This is a genomic window from Plantactinospora sp. DSM 117369 (assembly GCF_053764795.1).
The window spans coordinates 5,528,567-5,546,427 of sequence record NZ_CM132446.1 but is presented as its reverse complement, the minus strand read 5'-3'; the positions used below and the strand labels follow the sequence as shown (position 1 = coordinate 5,546,427).

Genomic DNA, 17,861 nt, shown 5'->3' with positions numbered 1-17,861 from the left:
GGCGGATCGCGGTGACCGGGCCGCCGCGTGACGCCAGCACCGCCGCGCAGGGCGTACGGCGGTGCTCCGTCCGGTGCCCTGCCGGTCAGAGCGGCGGCCACGCGTTGGCCAGCAGTTGCCGGAAGTGCGCCGGGAACCACTCGCCGACCGGTGGGGCGTTCTGCATCGCACCACTGGTCACCGTGGGGAACAGGTGCGGGCGGTACGTCGGGTCGCACATCGGCTCGTACGGCCGGTGCGCCCCGAGCACGTCGCTGGCACCGTCGGACTCGCCGGGCGGCTTGATCCAGGCGTACGCGTCGATGCCGGCCTCCGGCGCCGCGACCGGCCGTACGCCGAGTCCGGCGCCGACCTGGTTGCACCAGTTGCCGAGGTAGCCGCGCCGGTCGGTCCGGCCCGCCTCGACGTACTCCTCGGCGCTGGTCGACGGTCCGGGGCCGGTGGGCCGGTCCGGGCCGCCCCACCCGTTGCGCGAGGTGTCGACCAGCATGCCGATCCGCGGGGAGAAGCCGCTGGCGACCAGGAGCTGGCGCAGTTGCTGGGCGTACGGCAACTCGTCGACGTAGGCGTTGCCGGCGATCCAGGCCGTGTCCCGTACCGGCTGGCCGTTGACCACGTCGTCGGCGTCGAGGTACGGCTCGCGCAGCACCGAGTAGTTGGCCACGTTGACGGTGACGCCGTGTACGGCCGAGGGAGTGCTGCCGGCGGTGGTGGCCGCCTGGTACAGCAGCGCCGCCGTCGCGGCCCCGTCCGTCGACCACCCGAGCTGGCCGTGGTGGCTGGCGTCCAGATAGGCGTAGACGTTGGGTACGGTGGCCAGTCGGGCCAGTGCGTAGCCGATGCCGGCGAGGTAGCTTCCCCGGGCCTTGACCTGGTCGCAGCCGGCTGTCGCGGCGGGGCGGGGCGAGGTGTGGGTGACCAGGTTGGGCAGCGAGTTCGGCTCCACGACGGTGACGATCCGCAGCCCCGCGTAGCTCGGGTCGGCGAGAATCGCCACGATCGGGTCGACGAACTCGGTCCGGTACCGGTCGAGTTCGTCGATGGCCAGCTCGCCGTAGCTGACCCGGCGGTTGCAGTCCCGCCCGGGCAGGTTGTAGAGGGTCAGCTGCACCAGGTCGGCGCCCTGCGCCAGGGCCGTGTCCAGGTGGGCGCGCAGCCCCATCCGTCCGGACGTGCCGTCGATGGCGGCGATCCGGTCCAGCCACACCGCGGTCGGCTGGTCGGCGACCGCCGCCCCGCCCGGTTCGGCGCGGGCCCGGGCGGACCACTCCGGGTTCACATACGCCGTCGCACCGACGTAGGGGTTGTCCACCGAACCTCGCTCGACCTCGGCGGCGCGGGCGGGGGAGGCGGCCGAGCCGGCCAGCAGGGCCAGCGCGGTCAGCATGGTCAGGGCCCGACGCGGTCCCGCCGACGCAGGTACGGGTAGCGGCAGTGTCATGGTTTCGCTCACCCCGCGAGATCCAGCCGTCCAGGAGACGGCTATTGATGATTGTGAATTGATAATACTATCCGGTCCGCCCGGTCGGCGGGGTGCCGCCATCGTCCGGTCACCTCTCCGGGACAGGCCGGACGCTGGACGATCGGGTAGCCGGAGTGTCCATCCCGGACGGTCCGCAGCCGCGCCGCTCGATAGGCTCCGGTACCCGCACGGAAGCGCCCAGGACAACCGCGCGGCGCTCACGCACCGCGTCTGACCTTGCGGTCCACCGCACCGCAAGGGGAGGTCGAAAAGGGTTCAGTGGGGGAAGGCACCAGACCGGCCCGCGCAGCCACGGTGGGCCCGGCTCCTCGGCGCGGCCGGCGTGTTCATCATCTACTCGGCCGGGCGCCGGACGGTCAGCCGGGGGTACGGCCGACGGCGTACCGGAACGCGTTGTCCAGGCGATAGCCGCCGTCCGGCTGCCGGAACGGGCGGGCCGCGTCGCGCACCGTCGACGCGGTGGCGGCCATCGTCTCCGGGTCCTCGCCGAGCAGCACGCCACGCACCAGCGCGTCGTCGTCGGGCGCGTACCAGGGGACCGGGACCAACCCCGCCACGACCACGTCGAGCCCACCGTCGGCGAGCAGCCGCTCAAGGCCACCGGGCTGCCGCAACTCGCCGTCGGGCAGCGGCTCGTCGCCAGCGGCGTCGGCGACGGCCCGCTCGACGATGTCCAGATCGTTGTGCCGCCCCTCCGCCCAGTTGGCGATCGCGACCAGGCCACCGGGCCGGGTGACCCGGACGCACTCGGCCAGTGCGTCCAGGGTGTCCTCGGCGAACTGCACGGCGTTGACCGAGGTGACCAGCTCGAACGTGTGGTCCGGCCAGGGCAGCCGCTCGGCGTCGCCGACCCGGAGGTCGGCGGCCGGCACCCGGGACCGGGCCAGCGCCAGCATGCCGGGCGCCGGGTCGACCCCGGCGGTCACCGCGCCGAGCCGGTCGAGATATCCGAGCAGGTCACCACCGCCGCAGCCGACGTCGAGCACCCGGGAACCAGGCCCGATCCCACTCGCCGCCACGACCGCCCGCCAGACCGGCTCGGCGAAGCCGCCCCACAGTTCGGCCCAGCCGGCCGCGACCGCCGACCAGCGGTCCGGATCCGCCCCGTCCACCCACCCCTCCTCCGATGACGTCCGTCGGGCCGGCCGGCGCCGACGGGCGCGTTCCCGCACAGCGGCGGGGAGCCCGCTGGCACCCTGCTTCAGCCGTCGCGCTGGTCGCGACCGACCTCGCGGTCCCGGCGTACCGTCGCCTTGCGGCCCTTGATGGTGCTCTGCCGGAGCCGCGTGATCACCTCGTTCGCCGCCGACCTCGGCACCTCGACCAGCGAGAACCGGTCGGCGATCTCGATCGAGCCGATCTCCCGGCCGCTGACCCCGGTCTCGCCGGTGATCGCCCCGACCAGGTCCTGCGGCCGGATGCCGGCCCGCCGACCGACCCCGATGAACAGGCAGGCCATGTCGCCGGAGCGGGGCCGGCCGCCGCGCCGGTCGTCCCGGCCACCGTCGCGCCGGGCCCGACCGTCCCGGTCGGTCCGGAACGCCACCTGCGGGATGTCCTCCTCCTCGTCGACCGGGCCGCCGCCCGCCGACTCGTGCGCCAGCTTCACCGCCGCCAACGCCACCTCCATCACGTCGAACTCGTCGGTGAGGGTCTCCACGATCACCCGGAACGGCTCGAGGTCGTCCTCCAGCAGGCTCTCGTGCAGCGCCGCCCGGGTCATCTCCAGCCGCCGGGTCCGCAGGTCGGCCACGGTCGGGATCTTGTCGATCGAGATCCGCTGCCCGGTGGTCCGCTCGATGGTCTTGAGCATCCGGTGTTCCCGGGGCTCGGCCAGGGTGATCGCCACCCCCTGCCGACCGGCCCGGCCGACCCGTCCGATCCGGTGCACGTACGACTCCGGCGCCGACGGCACGTCGTAGTTCACCACGTGGGTGAGCTGCTCGATGTCCAGTCCCCGGGCGGCCACGTCGGTCGCCACCAGCAGGTCGGCGGTGCCGGCCCGGAGCCGGCCCATCACCCGGTCCCGCTGCTCCTGGGTCATCCCGCCGTGCAGCGCCTCGGCCCGGTAGCCGCGACCGTTCATGGTCTCGGTCAGCCGGTCGACCTCCTCCCGGCTGCGGCAGAAGACGATCGCCGCGGTCGGCGCCTCGACGTCGAGTACCCGGCCGAGGGCGGCCGGCTTGTGCGACCGGGCGACCACGTACGCGGTCTGCCGGACCAACGGAGCGGTGCCGGTCGGCGCGGGCTGCCGGCCGATCTCGATCCGGGCCGGGTCCCGCAGGTACTGCCGGGCCATCCCGTCGATCCGGGCCGGCATGGTGGCGGAGAAGAGCACCGTCTGCCGCTGCTCGGGTACGTGTTGCAGGATCGCCTCGATGTCCTCGGCGAAGCCCATGTCGAGCATCTCGTCCGCCTCGTCCAGCACCACCGTGCCGAGGCCCTCCAGCCGCAGGGTGTCCCGGGCGATGTGGTCCAGGGCCCGCCCCGGGGTCGCCACCACCACGTCCACCCCGCCGTCCAGCGCCCGCAGTTGCCGGGCGATCGGCTGGCCCCCGTAGATCGGCAGCACCCGTACGCCGAGGTCCCGGCCGTACCGGTGGATGGCCTCGGAGACCTGCACGGCCAGTTCCCGGGTCGGCACCAGGATCAGCGCCGCCGGCGCCCCGGAGCGCCGCCCCTCCGGCAGCCGGTGCAACAGCGGCAGCGCGAAGGCGGCGGTCTTGCCGGTCCCGGTGGCGGCCTGGCCGAGCAGGTCCCGGCCGGCCAGCAGGGGCGGGATGGCGGTCCGCTGGATGGCGGTCGGCTCCTCGTAGCCCAGTGTGCCGAGCGCGTCCAGGAGTTCGGTCCGCAGCCCGAGGTCGGCGAAGGTGCCGGAGTCGTCGGGGTCGTTCGGGCTGGTGCTGACCGGCGGAGCGGGTGGTGCGCTGTCGGAACTCATACCCATCAGCTTTTCACCACGCCGAACCGGGCGATGCGGCGACCGGCGGATCTCGGCCGGCCATCGCCCGCCGGACGGTCTTTCTCGTCGCCCGGGGCGCCATCGTGCGGCGGCCCCCGGCGCACGATGGCGCCCTAGCGCCCCGGGGCCGAACCGACCGGCGGCGGAACGGGCCGGAGCATCCGGATCTCCTCGTCGCCGAACTCCCCGCCGGTCAGTACGGCGGCGGCCAGGGCCAGGGCCGTGGCCACCACCACACTGACGCAGGTGCGGTAGGAGCTGGACACCGCCCGTACTCCGCCATCGGGCTCCGGCAGGTCGGGGTACGGGGGCGGCGCGGCCGGGGGAGGCATCGACGTGGCGGGGCGGGATCGGGATAGTATTTGCATCGTGAATGCGAAAATCCAGGGCTTCGTCCTGCCCGGCGCGGCCGTGGTGGTGACCGGGGCGGGTTCCGGCATCGGCGCGGCGCTGGCCACCCGGTTCGCAGCGGAGGGCGCTCGGGTGCTGGTCAACGACCTCGACGCCGACGCTGCCCGGGCGGTCGCGGCCCGGATCGGCGGCGAGGTCTTCCCCGCCGACATGGCCGACCCGACCGCGGTGGCCGCGCTGGTCCGGTACGCCCGGGACCGGTTCGGCCGGATCGACCTGTTCTGCGCCAACGCCGGAGTGCCCGGCACCGGAGGGCTGGACGCCGCCGACCAGACCTGGGAGCACGCCTGGCGGGTCAACACCATGTCCCAGGTGTACGCCGCCCGCGAACTGCTGCCCGACTGGCTGGCGGCCGGGCGTGGCCGGTTCCTCGTCACCGCCTCGGCGGCCGGTCTGCTCACCCTGCTCGGCGCCGCCCCGTACTCGGTCACCAAGCACGCGGCGGTGGCGTTCGCCGAGTGGCTGCGGGCGAGCTACGCCCACCGGGGCATCGTCGTGCAGGCGCTCTGCCCGCAGGGGGTCCGCACTCCGATGCTGGAGCGGGGCGAAGGGCCCGGCGCCGCCCTGCTCGCCGCCGGGGCGGTCACCCCCGAGCAGGTCGCCGAGCTGGTGGTGGCGGCACTCGCCGACGACCGGTTCCTGGTGCTGCCGCATCCGGAGGTGGCGACCTACTACACCCGGCGGGCCGCCGACCCGGACCGCTGGCTGCACGGGATGAACCGGGTGCAGCGCGATCTCGAACGGCCGGCCGATGACTGACCGGGCTTCATCGGCGGCGGTCCGGGTCGACGGGCGCAACGCGCGGGCGGAGCGCTCCCGGGCGGCCATCGTCGAGGCGCACCTCGCGCTGATCGGCGAGGGCGACCTCCGGCCGACGGGTGAGCGGATCGCCGAGCGGGCCGGGGTGTCGCTGCGGACACTCTGGACCAATTTCAAGGACATGGAGACCCTCTTCGAGGCCAGCGGCGAGCAGGTGCTCCGGCAGCAGGACGCGGCCCACCGGCCGATCTCCCGGGCGCTGCCCCTGGCCGAGCGGGTCGACGCGTACTGCCGGCAACGGGCCCGACTGCTCCAGTTGATCGAGCCTGCCGCCCGGGCCGCGCAGCTGCGGGAGCCGGTCTCCGCCGCGTTGCGCCGCAACCGCCTCAGGCACGTCGACCGGGTCCGCGCCGAGGTCGAGGAGTTGTTCGCCGACGAACTCGACCGGGCCGGCGCCGGCCGGGAGCAACTCGTGCACGCGCTGGTGGCCAGCAGCATGTGGCCGAGCTGGTCGATGCTGCGCGACGGGCTCGGGCTGGGCGTGCAGCAGGCCCGGGCGGTGATGACCCGCACCGTCGCCGCACTGCTGGCCGACCCGGGACCCCGCTGACCGAGCCGGCCGCGGCGCAACGGCCCGGAAGGCACCGCCCGGCCTACCGCTACTCGCCGACCTGGCCGTCGATGGCCTCCCGGATCAGGTCGGCGTGGCCGTTGTGCCGGGCGTACTCGTCGATCATGTGGTTGAGCACCCAGCGGAGCGTGAGTGTCTGACCGGTGACCGGGTGGGTGCCCAGCGCCTCCAGCGGACGCGCGGCGGTGATCCGGCGGGACTGCGCGACCTCGGCCCGCCAGATCGCGAACGCGGTCTCGCCGGTGGCGGAGTCGAGGTCGTTGAAGTCCTCGTCGTCGTCATCGGTTGCCGTGTAGAGACTTCCCGGGAAGTTCCCGGCGACCACCGCCTGGAAACGCCACCCACGCCCGCGCCATCAGGCGAGCACGGTCCCGACCCGGCGGCGGAGTACGTCGGGATCGGCCGGGCCCGGGTGCAGGAGCACCCGCAACGCCGGCCCGGCGGTCGGGGCGGCCGCACCGGCCGCGATCGTGCCGAGTACGCCGAGCAGGATGCCGAGCTGCTCCGGTGGCTCGTCGGCGAGCAGGTCCGCCGCGTCCGTCACCACCAGGGTCCGGGGCCGCCCCGCGACGAGGTCGGTGAGGCACTCCTCGAAGGCGTCCCAGTTCCGGCCGAAGTAGTCCGGGAAGCCCAGCCGGGCCGCCCACTCGGTGAACAGGGCGGCCCGGGTACGGCTTCCGGCCCCGGCGAGCACGGTGGAGTCCCGGGCCGGCGGGTCGGCCGAGACCGTCAGCCAGGACGGAAGTACCGGGCCGGACTGGTCGGGCATGGTGGTCCCTCGGTCGGTCCGGCCTCCCGACCGGACGGCTGCTGCTGCCAGGGCGACGGTACGCCGAGGGCGGGAGGCCGGGCGTCCGGTGCGGTCGTCAGAGTCGGTAGAAGTCCGTGTAGTGGTTCGGGGTGAACCAGGTCGCTCCGGTCGCCTTGTTCACCACGATCCGGTACGCGTCCCGGGCCGCACCGCGGTTGCGCGGGTAGACGTCGTACTCGTAGTAGGTGGCGTTGGTCGGCAACTGGCCCTCGCGGTTGAAGTGCTGGCCACCGGCGTAGTTGTAGAGCCCGCCGCTCCAGGAGTACCAGTTGCGGGCGGTGGGGAAGCCCCGGCTCGCCCAGCCGCTGCGGGCGGCCCGGGCGTCCGCACAGCGCGCCATGGTGCACGAGCTGTAGACGGCGGCCGACGCGGAGTCGGTCTGGGTCGGCGCGACCACGGCCGGTCCGACCAGCAGGCCGGCGACCAGGGTGACCAGCATCGCGAAGCTGGTCAGGAACCGGTGGGCCCGGGCCGGGGTGGCCGGGACGGGACGGACGGTCCAGCGGGGGGCGGCGGATACGGCCAAGGTGTCCTCCAGTTCGGACGGAGCCCGCGGGGTGTGCGGGTCGGCTCCATCCTCGGCAGCCGAGGTCCCCGCCGGTAGGGGCTGGCGGTGAAGTTAATCGATGCGCCACCGGCTGTTCCCGCCGACGATCACTGAACCTTTTTCCACCTGGACCGCGCGGCGCTCACGCACCGCGTCCGACCTTGCGGTCCGCCGGACCGCAAGGGGAGGTTGAAAAAGGTTCACTGCGCTCCGCGGCGGATCGGGGCCGGAGACGGTCCGGCGCTCTGGATACCGGACCGGGCGGTGGCCGGCGCCGGCCCGGAGACGGGTGCGGCGAAACCACACAAACGGAGATCTCTGTGGGTTTGGTTCCGGCGTCACTCACCCAGCCGCCACGCAGTCAACCGGACGGCGGCCCAGAAGGGAGCCCGTGCCACGCGGGCGGAATGTCCTGGATCACGCCCTGCTGCGTCGACCAGATGACCAAACTGTTACGGCTGGATGTTGACTGCCCACAGAAACGGGCGTAAACAGAAGGATAAGCAAAAGCAACCGGGCGGGAGATCCAACAGATGTACGCCGAGGAACGTCAGCAGGAGATCCTGCGTCTGGCCCGCGAGGCGGGCCGGGTCGACGTGATGGCGCTGGCCGAGGGCATGAACGTGACCGCGGAGACGATCCGCCGGGACCTGACCGTGCTGGAGCGGGCCGGAGTGCTCCGCCGGGTGCACGGCGGGGCGATCCCGGTCGAGCGGATCGGGTTCGAGCCCGCACTCGCCGCCCGGGACGCCGTACTCATCACCGAGAAGGAGCGGATCGCCAAGGCGGCGCTGGCCGAGCTGCCCGACGAGGGTGCCGTCATCCTCGACGCCGGCACCACCACCGCCCGGCTGGCGCACCTGCTGCCCTCCGACCGCGAGCTGACCGTGGTGGTCAACTCTCCGGTGCTGGCCTCCGCGCTCGGGCTGAAGCCCAACCTCACGGTGCTGCTGCTCGGCGGCCGACTGCGCGGCAAGACATTGGCCACGGTGGACGACTGGGCGCTGCGCCCGCTCGCCGAGCTCTACGTCGACGTCGCCTTCATGGGCACCAACGGCTGCTCGGTCGAGCGGGGGATGACCACCCCGGATCCGGCCGAGGCGGCGGTGAAGCGGGCGATGATCGGTGCCGCCCGCCGGGTGGTACTGCTCGCCGACCACACCAAGATCGGCAATGACTATCTGGCCCGGTTCGGCACCCTGGCCGACCTCGACCTGCTGATCACGGACAACGGAGTCGACGAAGAACTGGCCGACGACGTCGAGGCGGCCGGCGTACGGGTGGTGCGGGCATGATCCTCACCGTCACGCTCAACCCCAGCCTGGACCGGGCGATGGAGATCGACCTGCTGGTCCGGGGCGAGGTGATCCGGGCCTCCTCCGCACACCTCGACCCGGGCGGCAAGGGCGTCAACGTCTCCCGGGCACTGCTGGCCAACGGGGTGCCGTCCCGCGCCGTGCTGCCGGTCGGTGGCGAGGAGGGGGCCCAGCTCGTCCGGCTGCTGGAGGGCGAGGGCGTCGAGCTGCTGGTGGTGCCGATCGCCGGCCGTACCCGGTCGAACATCACCCTCGCCGAACCGGACGGCACGGTAACCAAGATCAACGAGTCCGGCCCGGTCCTGACCGGGACGGAGTTCGCCGAGGTCACCAGGGCGGTGCTGGCGGCGGCCGGCGCGGCCGACTGGGTGGTGGCCTGCGGCAGCATGCCGCCGGGGCTGCCGGTGGCGGCCTTCGGCGACCTCTGCGCCCGGCTGGTCGACGCCGGGGTGCGGCTGGCGGTCGACACCAGCGGGCCGGCGCTGCGGGCCGCCGCCGAGGCCGGCGTGGCGCTGGTCAAGCCGAACCGGGAGGAGTTGTCCGAGGCGGTCGGCGCCCCGCTGCGGTCCCTCGGCGACGTGGTCGACGCCGCTGCCCGGCTCCGGAGCTGGGGCGCCGGCACCGTGCTGGCCAGCCTCGGTGCCGACGGCGCGGTGCTGGTCGACGCGGCGGGCGTGGTCACCGGGGAGTCGCCGGTGGCGCAGCCGAAGAGCACGGTCGGGGCCGGCGACGCGCTGCTGGCCGGTTTCCTGGCCGCCGGCGCGCGCGGCCCGGACGCCCTCGCCGAAGGGCTCGCCTGGGGCGCCGCCGCGGTCAGCCTGCCCGGCAGCCTGATGCCCGGCCCTGGCGACCTGGTCCGGAACACCGTCCGACTCCACCCCCGACCGGACCTGGTCCGGCCGTTGCTGCCGCAGGGGTGAGCCGGTCATGCCAGCAACACAGCGACAGCATCCCGGACGTCGGCCGACCCCCGGAGCCGACGGCATGACATCCGACCCGGGCCGCGTTCGGTAACGCGGGCCGTACCTCTGCGAAGGAGTCCCCCTCATGGCCGTGTCGTACACCCCGGAGGTCCAGGGCAGCGGCTTCAGAGCCCAGGTCCAGCGGATCGGCGGTCACCTGGCCGGAATGGTCATGCCCAACATCGGGGCGTTCATCGCCTGGGGCCTGATCACGGCGCTCTTCATCCCGACCGGCTGGCTGCCCAACGAAGACCTGGCCAAGCTGGTCGACCCGATGATCTTCAGCCTGCTGCCGATCCTGATCGGCTACACCGGCGGCCGGATCGTGCACGGTCAGCGCGGCGCGGTGGTCGGCGCGGTCGCCACCGTCGGCATGATCGTCGGTGCGGACATCCCGATGTTCCTCGGCGCGATGATCATGGGTCCGGCCGCCGCCTACCTGATCAAGCTCTTCGACCGGCTGGTCGAGGACCGCATCCGCCCCGGCTTCGAGATGCTGGTCGACAACTTCTCCGCCGGGATCGTCGGCGGCGCCATGGCCCTGTTCGGCGTCTGGGGTGCCGGCCCGGTGGTCGGCCGGCTCAGCGACTGGGCCGGCAGCGGAGTGGACTGGCTGATCGGGCAGAACCTGCTGCCGGTCGCCTCCGTACTGGTGGAGCCGGCCAAGGTGCTCTTCCTGAACAACGCGATCAACCACGGCGTACTGTCGCCGCTGGCGGTGGCGCAGGCGCAGGAGACCGGCAAGTCGATCCTGTTCATGATCGAGTCGAACCCCGGCCCGGGCCTCGGCCTGCTGCTCGCGTTCTTCCTCTTCGGGCCGCGTTCGCTGCGGCCGAGCGTGCCGGCGGCCGGCATCATCCACTTCCTCGGCGGCATCCACGAGATCTACTTCCCGTACGTGCTGATGAAGCCGCGCCTGATCCTCGCCACCATCGCCGGTGGCGCCGCCGGAGTCGGCACCTTCATGATCACCGGCGCCGGTCTGGTCGCCACCCCCTCGCCGGGCAGCATCTTCGCCTACGCGGCGGTCACCCCGCGCGGCGGCTGGTTCGGCATGGTGCTCGGCGTCCTGATCGCCACCGCGGTCTCCTTCGTGGTCGCCTCGGCGCTGCTCGGCTTCGGCAAGCTCAACGGCGAGTCGAAGACCGACGAGGTCACCGGCGGCGAAGCCGACGACCCGACAGCGGCCCAACCCACCACCGAGGGCCGCGACCGCGAGACCAGCCCGGCCGTGGCCCGCTCCGTCACCACCGAGAGCTGACCGGACCACCGTACGAACGAGAGGGGTACTGCCATGGGCAGCATCAACGGTAAGGACATCCACAAGGTCGTGGTCGCCTGCGACGCCGGGATGGGCAGCAGCGTCATGCTCGCCAGCCAACTTCGCAAGCAGCTCAAGAAGTACTCGGTCACGGTGGAGCACACCCCGGTCAACTCGATCCCGGGCGACGCCGACGTGGTGATCACGCACAACGGGCTGGCCGCCCGGGCCCGGGCCGCCGCGCCTGACAAGATCGTCGTGCCGTTCCAGGTCTTCCTCGGCGACCCGGCGGTGACCGCCGTGGTCAAGGCGATCGAGTCCGGTGGTGAGGTCAGTGGCTGAGCTGACCGGGGACCTCCTCGACCGGCGGGCGATCCGGCTGACCGAGGTGGCCGCCGACCGCGACGACGCGATCCGGCGCTGCGGCGAGGCCCTGGTCGACATCGACGCGGTCCACCCGGAGTACGTGCAGACCATGCTCGCCCGGGAACGCTCCGTCTCCACCTACGTCGGCGAGGGGGTGGCGATCCCGCACGGCACGCTCGCCGGCAAGGACCTGGTGCACCGGGACGCGCTGGCGGTGCTCCGGTTTCCGACCGGAGTCGACTGGGGCGGCCAGCCGGTCACCGTCTGCGTGGCGATAGCCGCCCGCGGCGACGGCCACGTCGAGCTGCTGGCCAGCCTCGCCGAGATCCTGCTCGACCCCGACCGGGCCCGCGCGCTGCGCGAGGCCACCGACCCCGAAGACGTGCTGGCCCTGCTCACGCCGGCACGGGAGGACAGCAACCCATGAAGGCCGTTCGATTCCACGCCCCCGGCGACGTACGCATCGAAGACGTCCCCGAGCCCAGCCCGGGCCCCGGCGACGTCAAGATCCGGGTACGTAACTGCTCCACCTGCGGCACCGACGTGAAGATCTCGAAGTTCGGGCACCACCACATCCACCCGCCCCGGGTGATGGGGCACGAGATCGCCGGCGAGGTGGTGCAGACCGGTTCCGAGGTCACCGGCTGGGCGGCCGGGGACCGGGTGCAGGTGATCGCGGCGATCCCGTGTGGCACCTGCCCGGAGTGCCGGCGGGGCCGGATGACGGTCTGCCCCAACCAGGAGTCGATGGGCTACCACTACGAGGGCGGCTTCGCGCAATACCTGGTGGTCCCGGCGAAGGTACTGGCGGTGGACGGGCTGCACCGGATCCCGGACGGGGTCGGGTTCGCCGAGGCGTCGGTGGCCGAGCCGCTGGCCTGCGTACTCAACGGGCAGGAGTTGGCCCGGGTCGGCCCCGGCGACGACGTGGTGGTGGTCGGCTCGGGGCCGATCGGCTGCCTGCACGTCCGGCTGGCCCGGGCCCGGGGCGCCGCCCGGGTCTTCCTGGTCGAGCTGAACCGGGAGCGCCTGGAGCTGGCGGCCGCGCTGGTGCGGCCGGACGCGGCGATCTGCGGCGCCGAGGTCGACCCGGTCGACGAGGTGCTGAAGCTGACCGACGGGCGCGGCGCCGACGTGGTCATCACGGCGGCGGCCTCGGGCGCGGCCCAGGAGCAGGCGGTGCAGATGGCCGCCCGGCAGGGGCGGATCAGCTTCTTCGGCGGCCTGCCCAAGGACAACCCGATCATCTCGCTCGACTCCAACCTGGTGCACTACCGCGAGTTGACCATCGTCGGCGCCAACGGCTCCAGCCCGGCGCACAATGCCGAGGCGCTGCGCCTGATCGCCACCGGCTCGGTGCCGGTGTCCGACCTGATCACCCACCGGCTTCCGCTGGAGCGGGCCATCGACGCCTTTGGCGTGGTCGCCCGGGGCGAGGCCATCAAGGTCACGATCGAACCCTGAGAGAGGAAGGCCATCATGGCTACCCGTACGGTCACGGTCGGCTCCGCCAGCGGCCTGCACGCCCGCCCGGCGGCGCTCTTCGTCGCGGCCGCCGGGGCGGCACCGGTCCCGGTGACCATCCGGACCGGCGAGAAGCGGGCGGTACCCGCCAACAGCATGCTCTCGGTGCTCTCGCTCGGCGCCAAGCAGGGCACCGAGGTGGTGCTGGAGGCCGACGGCGAGGGCGCCGAGGCGGCCCTGGACGGTCTCGCCGAGCTGCTCGCCCGGGACCTGGACGCGGAGGAGCCGGCCGATGCCTGAGCCGGCCGGGCCGCTGCACGGGATCGGGGTCAGTCCGGGCGTCGCCGGTGGACCGGTGCTCCGGGTCGCCGGGGTGCCGGCGCTGCCCGCACCCGCCCCGGTGACCGATCCGGCGGCCGAGGCCGACCGGGCGGTGGCGGCGCTGCGCGAGGTGGTCGCCGACCTGACCCGGCGGGCCGAGCGGTCCGGGGAGAAGACCCTGGTCGACGTACTCCGGGCGCAGGCGATGATGGCCGAGGACCCGGTGCTGCTCGACGCCGTACGCGCGAAGGTGCTGGCCGGCTCGGACGGGCCGCACGCGATCGACGCGGCCTTCGCCACCCACCGCGCCGCGTTCGAGGCGGCTGGCGGATACCTGGCCGAGCGGGTCGCCGACCTGGACGACCTGCGCGACCGGGCGGTGGCGGTCTGCCTCGGCCGGCCGATGCCCGGGGTGCCCTCGCCGGGGCACCGGTACGTGCTCACCGCCTGGGACCTGGCCCCGGCCGACACCGTCGACCTGGACCCGGAGCAGGTGGTCGCGCTGGTCACCGAGTCCGGCGGCCCGACCAGCCACACCGCGATCCTGGCCCGCGCGCTCGGGCTGCCCGCCGTGGTCGCCTGCTCCGGCGCCCGCGACCTCGCCGACGGCACCCCGGTACTGGTCGACGGCGCGACCGGGCTGGTCCGGGTGGAGGTGGACCCGGCGGAGGTGGCCGCCGCCGAGGCGGCCGACCGGGAGCACCGCACGGCCGTTGCGGCGGCCTCCGGCCCGGGGCGTACCTCGGACGGGCACCCGGTCGCCCTGCTGGCCAACATCGGCTCGGCCCGCGACCTGGCGGCGGCGGACGGCGCCGAGGGTGTCGGGCTGTTCCGCACCGAACTGCTCTTCCTCGACCGGAGCCGGGAACCAGGGCTGGCCGAGCAGGCCGAGGCGTACCGGGAGGTCTTCGCGGCCCTGGCCGGGCGCCGGGTGGTGATCCGCACCCTGGACGCCGGCGCCGACAAGCCGCTGCCGTTCCTGCACCAGGCCGAGGAGCCGAACCCGGCGCTCGGGGTACGCGGCCTGCGGCTGGTCCGGCAGCGCCCGGAGCTGCTGCGGACCCAGTTGGCGGCGATCGCCCGGGCGGCCGAGCAGACCGGGGCGGAGGTCTGGGTGATGGCACCGATGGTCGCCACCCGGGCCGAGGCGGCCGAGTTCGCCGACGCGGTGCACGCGGCTGGACTGCCGAAGGCCGGGGTGATGGTCGAGGTGCCGGCGGCGGCGTTGCGCGCCGGTCAGCTGCTGGAGGTCGTCGACTTCCTGAGCATCGGCACCAACGATCTCAGCCAGTACACCTTCGCCGCCGACCGGCAGTCCGGTCTGCTGGCGGAGCTGCTGGATCCGTGGCAGCCGGCCCTACTGCGCCTGATCTCCGAGGTGGGTGCCGCCGGACGTGCCGCCGGCAAGCCGGTCGGCGTCTGCGGCGAGGCGGCGGCCGACCCGCTGCTCGCCCCGGTCCTGGTCGGCCTCGGGATGACCAGCCTGTCGATGTCGGGACGCTCGCTGGCCCCGGTGCGGGCGGCACTTGCCGGGCGGTCGTACGCGGACTGCGCCCGGCTGGCCCGGCTGGCCGTGGACGCCGACGACGCCGAGCGGGCCCGCAAGGCGGTTGCCTGACCCGCGACGCTGCCTGACCCGCGACGCTGCCTGACCCGCGACGCTGCCTGACCCGCGACGCTGCCTGACCCGCGACGCTGCCTGACCCGCGAATCGGCCCACGCCGCTGTGCTGGCGTGGGCCGCTGCGCGGGAACTCCGCCTGGGACGGCGCCGATCCGGTGCCGTCGTCCTCCGGCGGTTGCTCTCAGCCGGCGGGCGGGAAGGGGTCGTCGCGGTAGGTGTGCTCGGTCTCGATCCGGCCGTCCTGCTTGTGTACGACGACCTGACTCGGCTGGTTCGCCTTGGCCGCGTCACGGCCGGCGCCGAGCGCGCTCTCCTTGGTGTCGTAGTGACCGACCACCGTGGAACCATGCTCGACCTTCCAGCCGTTGGCCTCGGGAACGACGTGGTACTCGGTCCGTGCTGCCATCTGTGCCTCCTGGTCGACTGTCGGTTATGGAGGGAGAGCTACCCGGAACACGGGATCGGAAACCACTGATCCTGCCGGCGGAGATCCTCGGCGGGTCGTCGTGGTGATCGGCCGGGCAGTTGACATGCAGCTAACTGGCTGCCTATGGTTTAGGCAACCAGTTAGCTGCATATTCGGGAGGATGGCGAGGATGGACGAGGTGTTCAAGGCACTCGCCGACGGCAGTCGCCGGCGGCTGCTGGACAGCCTGAACACCCGAAACGGGCAGAGTCTCCGGGAGCTGTGCGCCGGGCTTGCGATGACCCGGCAGTCGGTCAGTAAGCACCTCGCGGTGCTGGAGGCGGCCAACCTGGTCACCACGCTCTGGCGTGGCCGGGAGAAGTTGCACTACCTCAACGCCGAGCCGATCAACGCCATCGCGGACCGCTGGATCAACCGGTACGACCGGGGGCGGGTGCACGCACTCGCCGACCTCAAGAGGGCATTGGAGCAGGAACCCATGGGCGAGCGCGAATTCGTCTACACGAGCCACATCAACACGACTCCGGAACGACTCTGGCAGGCGCTGACCGATCCCGCCTTCACCAGCCGGTACTGGGGGGTCACCTTCGAGACCGACTGGCAGGTCGGCTCGGAGATGGTCTGGGTGCACAACGGCGTACGGGTCCCCGGCCCGGAGCAGGTGGTGCTGGAGGCCGAGCCCTACCGCCGGCTGTCGTACGCCTGGCACGACTTCAGCCCGGAGTTCGCCAGGGCGTACGGGACGGATCCGGCCGAGGTGGCCAAGCTGGCCGAGGAGCCGCGCAGCAAGGTGACCTTCGAGATCGAGCCTCGGGGCAGGGCGGTGCGGCTGACCGTCGTACACGAGGGCTTCGCGCCGGGCAGCCCGGTGCTCGACAGCGTCAGCGAGGGCTGGCCGGAGCTCCTCTCCAGCCTCAAGACGCTGCTGGAGACCGGCGAGCCGCTGCCGCGGGACGAGCCTGAGCCGGCCACCCCGGCCGCCGGCTGACCCCCGCCCGGCCGGTGGCCCGGCCCGCCGCCGGATGGCGGCGGGCCGGCGGGGTCTCAGTACCGGCGCAGCACCCGCTTGTCGGCGTCCAGCTCGTGGTCGAGCTTGAGCACGATGAACTCGTTGTCGTCCGGCTGCCCCGGCACCCTTCCGTTGGAGAATGGGAAGTTGTTGTCGTTGAGCACCGCGATGGTGCGGTCGTCGAGAATCACCACATCCTCGATGGTCTGGAACGGGAAGGTGAAGGTCCGGTCGAAGCCACCCACCCGCCTCGGGTTGGCGATGTCCATCAGGTCGGCGACCAGTGTCTTGTCGAGCTGGCCGTCGCGGTTACGGTCCCGCCGGTCGGCCAGGTAGATCTTCTTGACCTTGGCCGTCGCCCCTTCGCCGTTGTCCCGCTCGATGATCAGGAACCGGTCCTTGTCGACCGCGATCGCGTCGCCGATCGCGTTGCCCGGGGCGTCCAGCAGGTAGGTCCAGCGCCGCCCGGTGTACGCGTTCGCGGCGATGTCGAACTCGTGCAGCCGCAGCGTGCCCGCCGGGTCACCGGCGACGGTGCCCTCCAGCAGCGGGTAGAGGGTACGCCCGTCCGGGGACTGTGCCATGCCCTCGAAACCCTTACTGCTGTTCAGGTTGGCCGGAGTCTCGCCCCGGGTCGGGTTCTCCGGCGCGAAGACCCCGGGCAGCGCCACCGGAGCCGCGAGCAGCCGGCCGGCCCGGTCGAAGTGCAGCAGCCACGGCCCGAACTCGTCGCCGATCCAGTACGTCCCGTCGGCGGTCCGGCTGGTCGACTCGACGTCGAAGTCGGCGCCGGTGAGTACCCGGTCGGGGCGGGTCAGCGGAAACGGCACCCTGCCGTCCGGGTCGGTCAGAGTGATCCCGCCGACCACGTCGACGGTGCCGGAGCCGAAGTCCGGGTCGACCCGCTGGATCCGGAGCAGGAAGTCCGCGCTGTTGCCCTTGTTGCCGAACCCGTTGTCCGAGAGCACGTCGAAGCTGCCGTCGCTGTTGCGCAGTACGCCGCTGAAGCCCTGCACCGGCTGGTCGGCGAAGGGCGGGACGACGCCGTTGCTGGGCGTACCGCCGAGCAGGGATCCGGACGGCTCACTGCCCGGCACGAAGGTCTCGGCCGGCAGCGCGGCGAACTTCAACAACTCGGCGCGGTCCCAGGTGCTCCGGTCGGTGGCAGAGGCCACCCCGGGCACGGTGATCGCCAGGGCGGCCACCGCGACACCCATGCCGACCCGCTTCACTATTCCCATCGGTCCTTCTTTCGTAGCGGAACTCGCTGGGGAGGCTAGGTGCGGCCGGTTAATGCGGGCTGTCCACCGGGCACTCATTACCGAAACGCTCCGGCGGCCGCCCGACGTCCTCGGCCCCGGCTGCCCGGTAGGTACCCTTCACCCAGCTCAACGATGAGGTAGGCCCGCCCGGACGGGGTGCGGGCCCGCCGATCGGCCCGCTCATTGGAGATCAACTATCGTGTCCGGCACCTCCGAGCCAGCATCAGCCCCGACCAGCCCGGCCGC

General features: G+C 73.0%; 20 protein-coding genes. 11 read left to right on the top strand and 9 right to left on the bottom strand.

Translation table 11 applies throughout. The features are described 5' to 3' along the window. Positions 1–85: 85 nt before the first annotated feature. From ACSMXO_RS24165 to ACSMXO_RS24150, 4 genes are all read right to left on the bottom strand, one after another. Positions 86–1,453, bottom strand: a complete 1,368-nt coding sequence (locus ACSMXO_RS24165) for a glycoside hydrolase family 6 protein (protein ID WP_455413875.1) — start codon at positions 1,451–1,453, stop codon at positions 86–88. A 386-nt stretch (positions 1,454–1,839) separates the two neighbouring features. After that, a complete protein-coding gene (locus ACSMXO_RS24160) occupies positions 1,840–2,595 on the bottom strand; it encodes a class I SAM-dependent methyltransferase (protein WP_455413874.1) in 756 nt (251 codons plus the stop codon). Between the two features lie 89 nt (positions 2,596–2,684). Beyond that, entirely contained in the window at positions 2,685–4,424 is a 1,740-nt protein-coding gene (locus tag ACSMXO_RS24155) for a DEAD/DEAH box helicase (RefSeq protein ID WP_455413873.1), read from the bottom strand. 134 nt (positions 4,425–4,558) lie between these two features. After that, on the bottom strand, positions 4,559–4,711 hold the full coding sequence (locus tag ACSMXO_RS24150) for a hypothetical protein (protein WP_455413872.1): 153 nt from the start codon (positions 4,709–4,711) through the stop codon (positions 4,559–4,561). Positions 4,712–4,814: 103 nt separating this feature from the next. Between ACSMXO_RS24150 and ACSMXO_RS24145 the strand changes: the two genes are divergently transcribed. After that, the gene (locus ACSMXO_RS24145) at positions 4,815–5,615 is read left to right on the top strand and encodes an SDR family NAD(P)-dependent oxidoreductase (protein WP_455413871.1); all 801 of its coding nucleotides are present in this window, start codon (positions 4,815–4,817) and stop codon (positions 5,613–5,615) included. Further along, entirely contained in the window at positions 5,608–6,225 is a 618-nt protein-coding gene (locus tag ACSMXO_RS24140) for a TetR/AcrR family transcriptional regulator (protein ID WP_455413870.1), read from the top strand. The genes ACSMXO_RS24145 and ACSMXO_RS24140 overlap by 8 nt, the downstream gene beginning before the upstream one ends. A gap of 49 nt (positions 6,226–6,274) precedes the next feature. Here the strand turns inward: ACSMXO_RS24140 and ACSMXO_RS24135 are convergent, their stop codons facing one another. The 3 genes from ACSMXO_RS24135 to ACSMXO_RS24125 all read right to left on the bottom strand — a co-directional run bounded on the left by ACSMXO_RS24135 (position 6,275) and on the right by ACSMXO_RS24125 (position 7,583). Next, a complete protein-coding gene (locus ACSMXO_RS24135; protein WP_455413869.1) occupies positions 6,275–6,571 on the bottom strand; it encodes a mycothiol transferase in 297 nt (98 codons plus the stop codon). A gap of 30 nt (positions 6,572–6,601) precedes the next feature. Next, on the bottom strand, positions 6,602–7,015 hold the full coding sequence (locus tag ACSMXO_RS24130) for a barstar family protein (RefSeq protein WP_455413868.1): 414 nt from the start codon (positions 7,013–7,015) through the stop codon (positions 6,602–6,604). A 97-nt stretch (positions 7,016–7,112) separates the two neighbouring features. Then, positions 7,113–7,583 carry a ribonuclease domain-containing protein gene (locus tag ACSMXO_RS24125; RefSeq protein ID WP_455413867.1) on the bottom strand — a complete coding sequence of 157 codons (471 nt, stop codon included), beginning with the start codon at positions 7,581–7,583 and terminating at the stop codon, positions 7,113–7,115. Between the two features lie 554 nt (positions 7,584–8,137). Here ACSMXO_RS24125 and ACSMXO_RS24120 point away from each other — a divergent pair. From ACSMXO_RS24120 to ptsP, 8 genes are all read left to right on the top strand, one after another. Further along, positions 8,138–8,899 carry a DeoR/GlpR family DNA-binding transcription regulator gene (locus ACSMXO_RS24120; RefSeq protein WP_346256348.1) on the top strand — a complete coding sequence of 254 codons (762 nt, stop codon included), beginning with the start codon at positions 8,138–8,140 and terminating at the stop codon, positions 8,897–8,899. Further along, positions 8,896–9,840, top strand: coding sequence for a 1-phosphofructokinase (pfkB, locus tag ACSMXO_RS24115; RefSeq protein ID WP_455413866.1), 945 nt, complete (start codon positions 8,896–8,898; stop codon positions 9,838–9,840). Before ACSMXO_RS24120 ends, pfkB begins: the two co-directional genes overlap by 4 nt. Positions 9,841–9,967: 127 nt before the next feature. Then, the gene (gene mtlA, locus ACSMXO_RS24110) at positions 9,968–11,143 is read left to right on the top strand and encodes a mannitol-specific PTS transporter subunit IIC (protein WP_455413865.1); all 1,176 of its coding nucleotides are present in this window, start codon (positions 9,968–9,970) and stop codon (positions 11,141–11,143) included. Between the two features lie 33 nt (positions 11,144–11,176). Next, complete coding sequence (locus ACSMXO_RS24105; protein WP_203856323.1) at positions 11,177–11,485, top strand: PTS sugar transporter subunit IIB; 309 nt, start codon at positions 11,177–11,179, stop codon at positions 11,483–11,485. A 1-nt stretch (position 11,486) separates the two neighbouring features. Next, on the top strand, positions 11,487–11,936 hold the full coding sequence (locus ACSMXO_RS24100) for a PTS sugar transporter subunit IIA (RefSeq protein WP_455419299.1): 450 nt from the start codon (positions 11,487–11,489) through the stop codon (positions 11,934–11,936). Continuing rightward, positions 11,933–12,973: a zinc-dependent dehydrogenase gene (locus tag ACSMXO_RS24095; RefSeq protein WP_346256351.1), complete on the top strand. Its 1,041-nt coding sequence runs from the start codon at positions 11,933–11,935 to the stop codon at positions 12,971–12,973. The genes ACSMXO_RS24100 and ACSMXO_RS24095 overlap by 4 nt, the downstream gene beginning before the upstream one ends. 15 nt (positions 12,974–12,988) lie before the next feature. Then, entirely contained in the window at positions 12,989–13,273 is a 285-nt protein-coding gene (locus tag ACSMXO_RS24090) for an HPr family phosphocarrier protein (RefSeq protein WP_107256135.1), read from the top strand. Then, positions 13,266–14,912, top strand: coding sequence for a phosphoenolpyruvate--protein phosphotransferase (ptsP, locus tag ACSMXO_RS24085; RefSeq protein ID WP_346256352.1), 1,647 nt, complete (start codon positions 13,266–13,268; stop codon positions 14,910–14,912). Before ACSMXO_RS24090 ends, ptsP begins: the two co-directional genes overlap by 8 nt. 186 nt (positions 14,913–15,098) lie before the next feature. On the opposite strand, the gene ACSMXO_RS24080 is transcribed toward ptsP, so the two are convergent. Continuing rightward, positions 15,099–15,323, bottom strand: a complete 225-nt coding sequence (locus ACSMXO_RS24080; RefSeq protein ID WP_346256353.1) for a DUF2188 domain-containing protein — start codon at positions 15,321–15,323, stop codon at positions 15,099–15,101. 190 nt (positions 15,324–15,513) lie between these two features. Here ACSMXO_RS24080 and ACSMXO_RS24075 point away from each other — a divergent pair, with 190 nt between their 5' ends. Next, entirely contained in the window at positions 15,514–16,332 is an 819-nt protein-coding gene (locus ACSMXO_RS24075) for an ArsR/SmtB family transcription factor (RefSeq protein ID WP_455413864.1), read from the top strand. A 56-nt stretch (positions 16,333–16,388) separates the two neighbouring features. Here the strand turns inward: ACSMXO_RS24075 and ACSMXO_RS24070 are convergent, their stop codons facing one another. Further along, positions 16,389–17,594, bottom strand: a complete 1,206-nt coding sequence (locus tag ACSMXO_RS24070; protein WP_455413863.1) for an esterase-like activity of phytase family protein — start codon at positions 17,592–17,594, stop codon at positions 16,389–16,391. Positions 17,595–17,861 lie beyond the last annotated feature (267 nt).

Excerpts from the sequence above, each read along its gene's own strand:
- ACSMXO_RS24155 (WP_455413873.1), bottom strand. The coding sequence starts at position 4,424 with ATGAGTTCCGACAGCGCACCACCCGCTCCGCCGGTCAGCACCAGCCCG.
- ACSMXO_RS24140 (WP_455413870.1), top strand. The coding sequence starts at position 5,608 with ATGACTGACCGGGCTTCATCGGCGGCGGTCCGGGTCGACGGGCGCAAC.
- ACSMXO_RS24130 (WP_455413868.1), bottom strand. The coding sequence starts at position 7,015 with ATGCCCGACCAGTCCGGCCCGGTACTTCCGTCCTGGCTGACGGTCTCG.
- ACSMXO_RS24120 (WP_346256348.1), top strand. The coding sequence starts at position 8,138 with ATGTACGCCGAGGAACGTCAGCAGGAGATCCTGCGTCTGGCCCGCGAG.
- pfkB (WP_455413866.1), top strand. The coding sequence starts at position 8,896 with ATGATCCTCACCGTCACGCTCAACCCCAGCCTGGACCGGGCGATGGAG.
- mtlA (WP_455413865.1), top strand. The coding sequence starts at position 9,968 with ATGGCCGTGTCGTACACCCCGGAGGTCCAGGGCAGCGGCTTCAGAGCC.
- ACSMXO_RS24105 (WP_203856323.1), top strand. The coding sequence starts at position 11,177 with ATGGGCAGCATCAACGGTAAGGACATCCACAAGGTCGTGGTCGCCTGC.
- ACSMXO_RS24095 (WP_346256351.1), top strand. The coding sequence starts at position 11,933 with ATGAAGGCCGTTCGATTCCACGCCCCCGGCGACGTACGCATCGAAGAC.
- ACSMXO_RS24090 (WP_107256135.1), top strand. The coding sequence starts at position 12,989 with ATGGCTACCCGTACGGTCACGGTCGGCTCCGCCAGCGGCCTGCACGCC.
- ptsP (WP_346256352.1), top strand. The coding sequence starts at position 13,266 with ATGCCTGAGCCGGCCGGGCCGCTGCACGGGATCGGGGTCAGTCCGGGC.
- ACSMXO_RS24080 (WP_346256353.1), bottom strand. The coding sequence starts at position 15,323 with ATGGCAGCACGGACCGAGTACCACGTCGTTCCCGAGGCCAACGGCTGG.
- ACSMXO_RS24075 (WP_455413864.1), top strand. The coding sequence starts at position 15,514 with ATGGACGAGGTGTTCAAGGCACTCGCCGACGGCAGTCGCCGGCGGCTG.
- ACSMXO_RS24070 (WP_455413863.1), bottom strand. The coding sequence starts at position 17,594 with ATGGGAATAGTGAAGCGGGTCGGCATGGGTGTCGCGGTGGCCGCCCTG.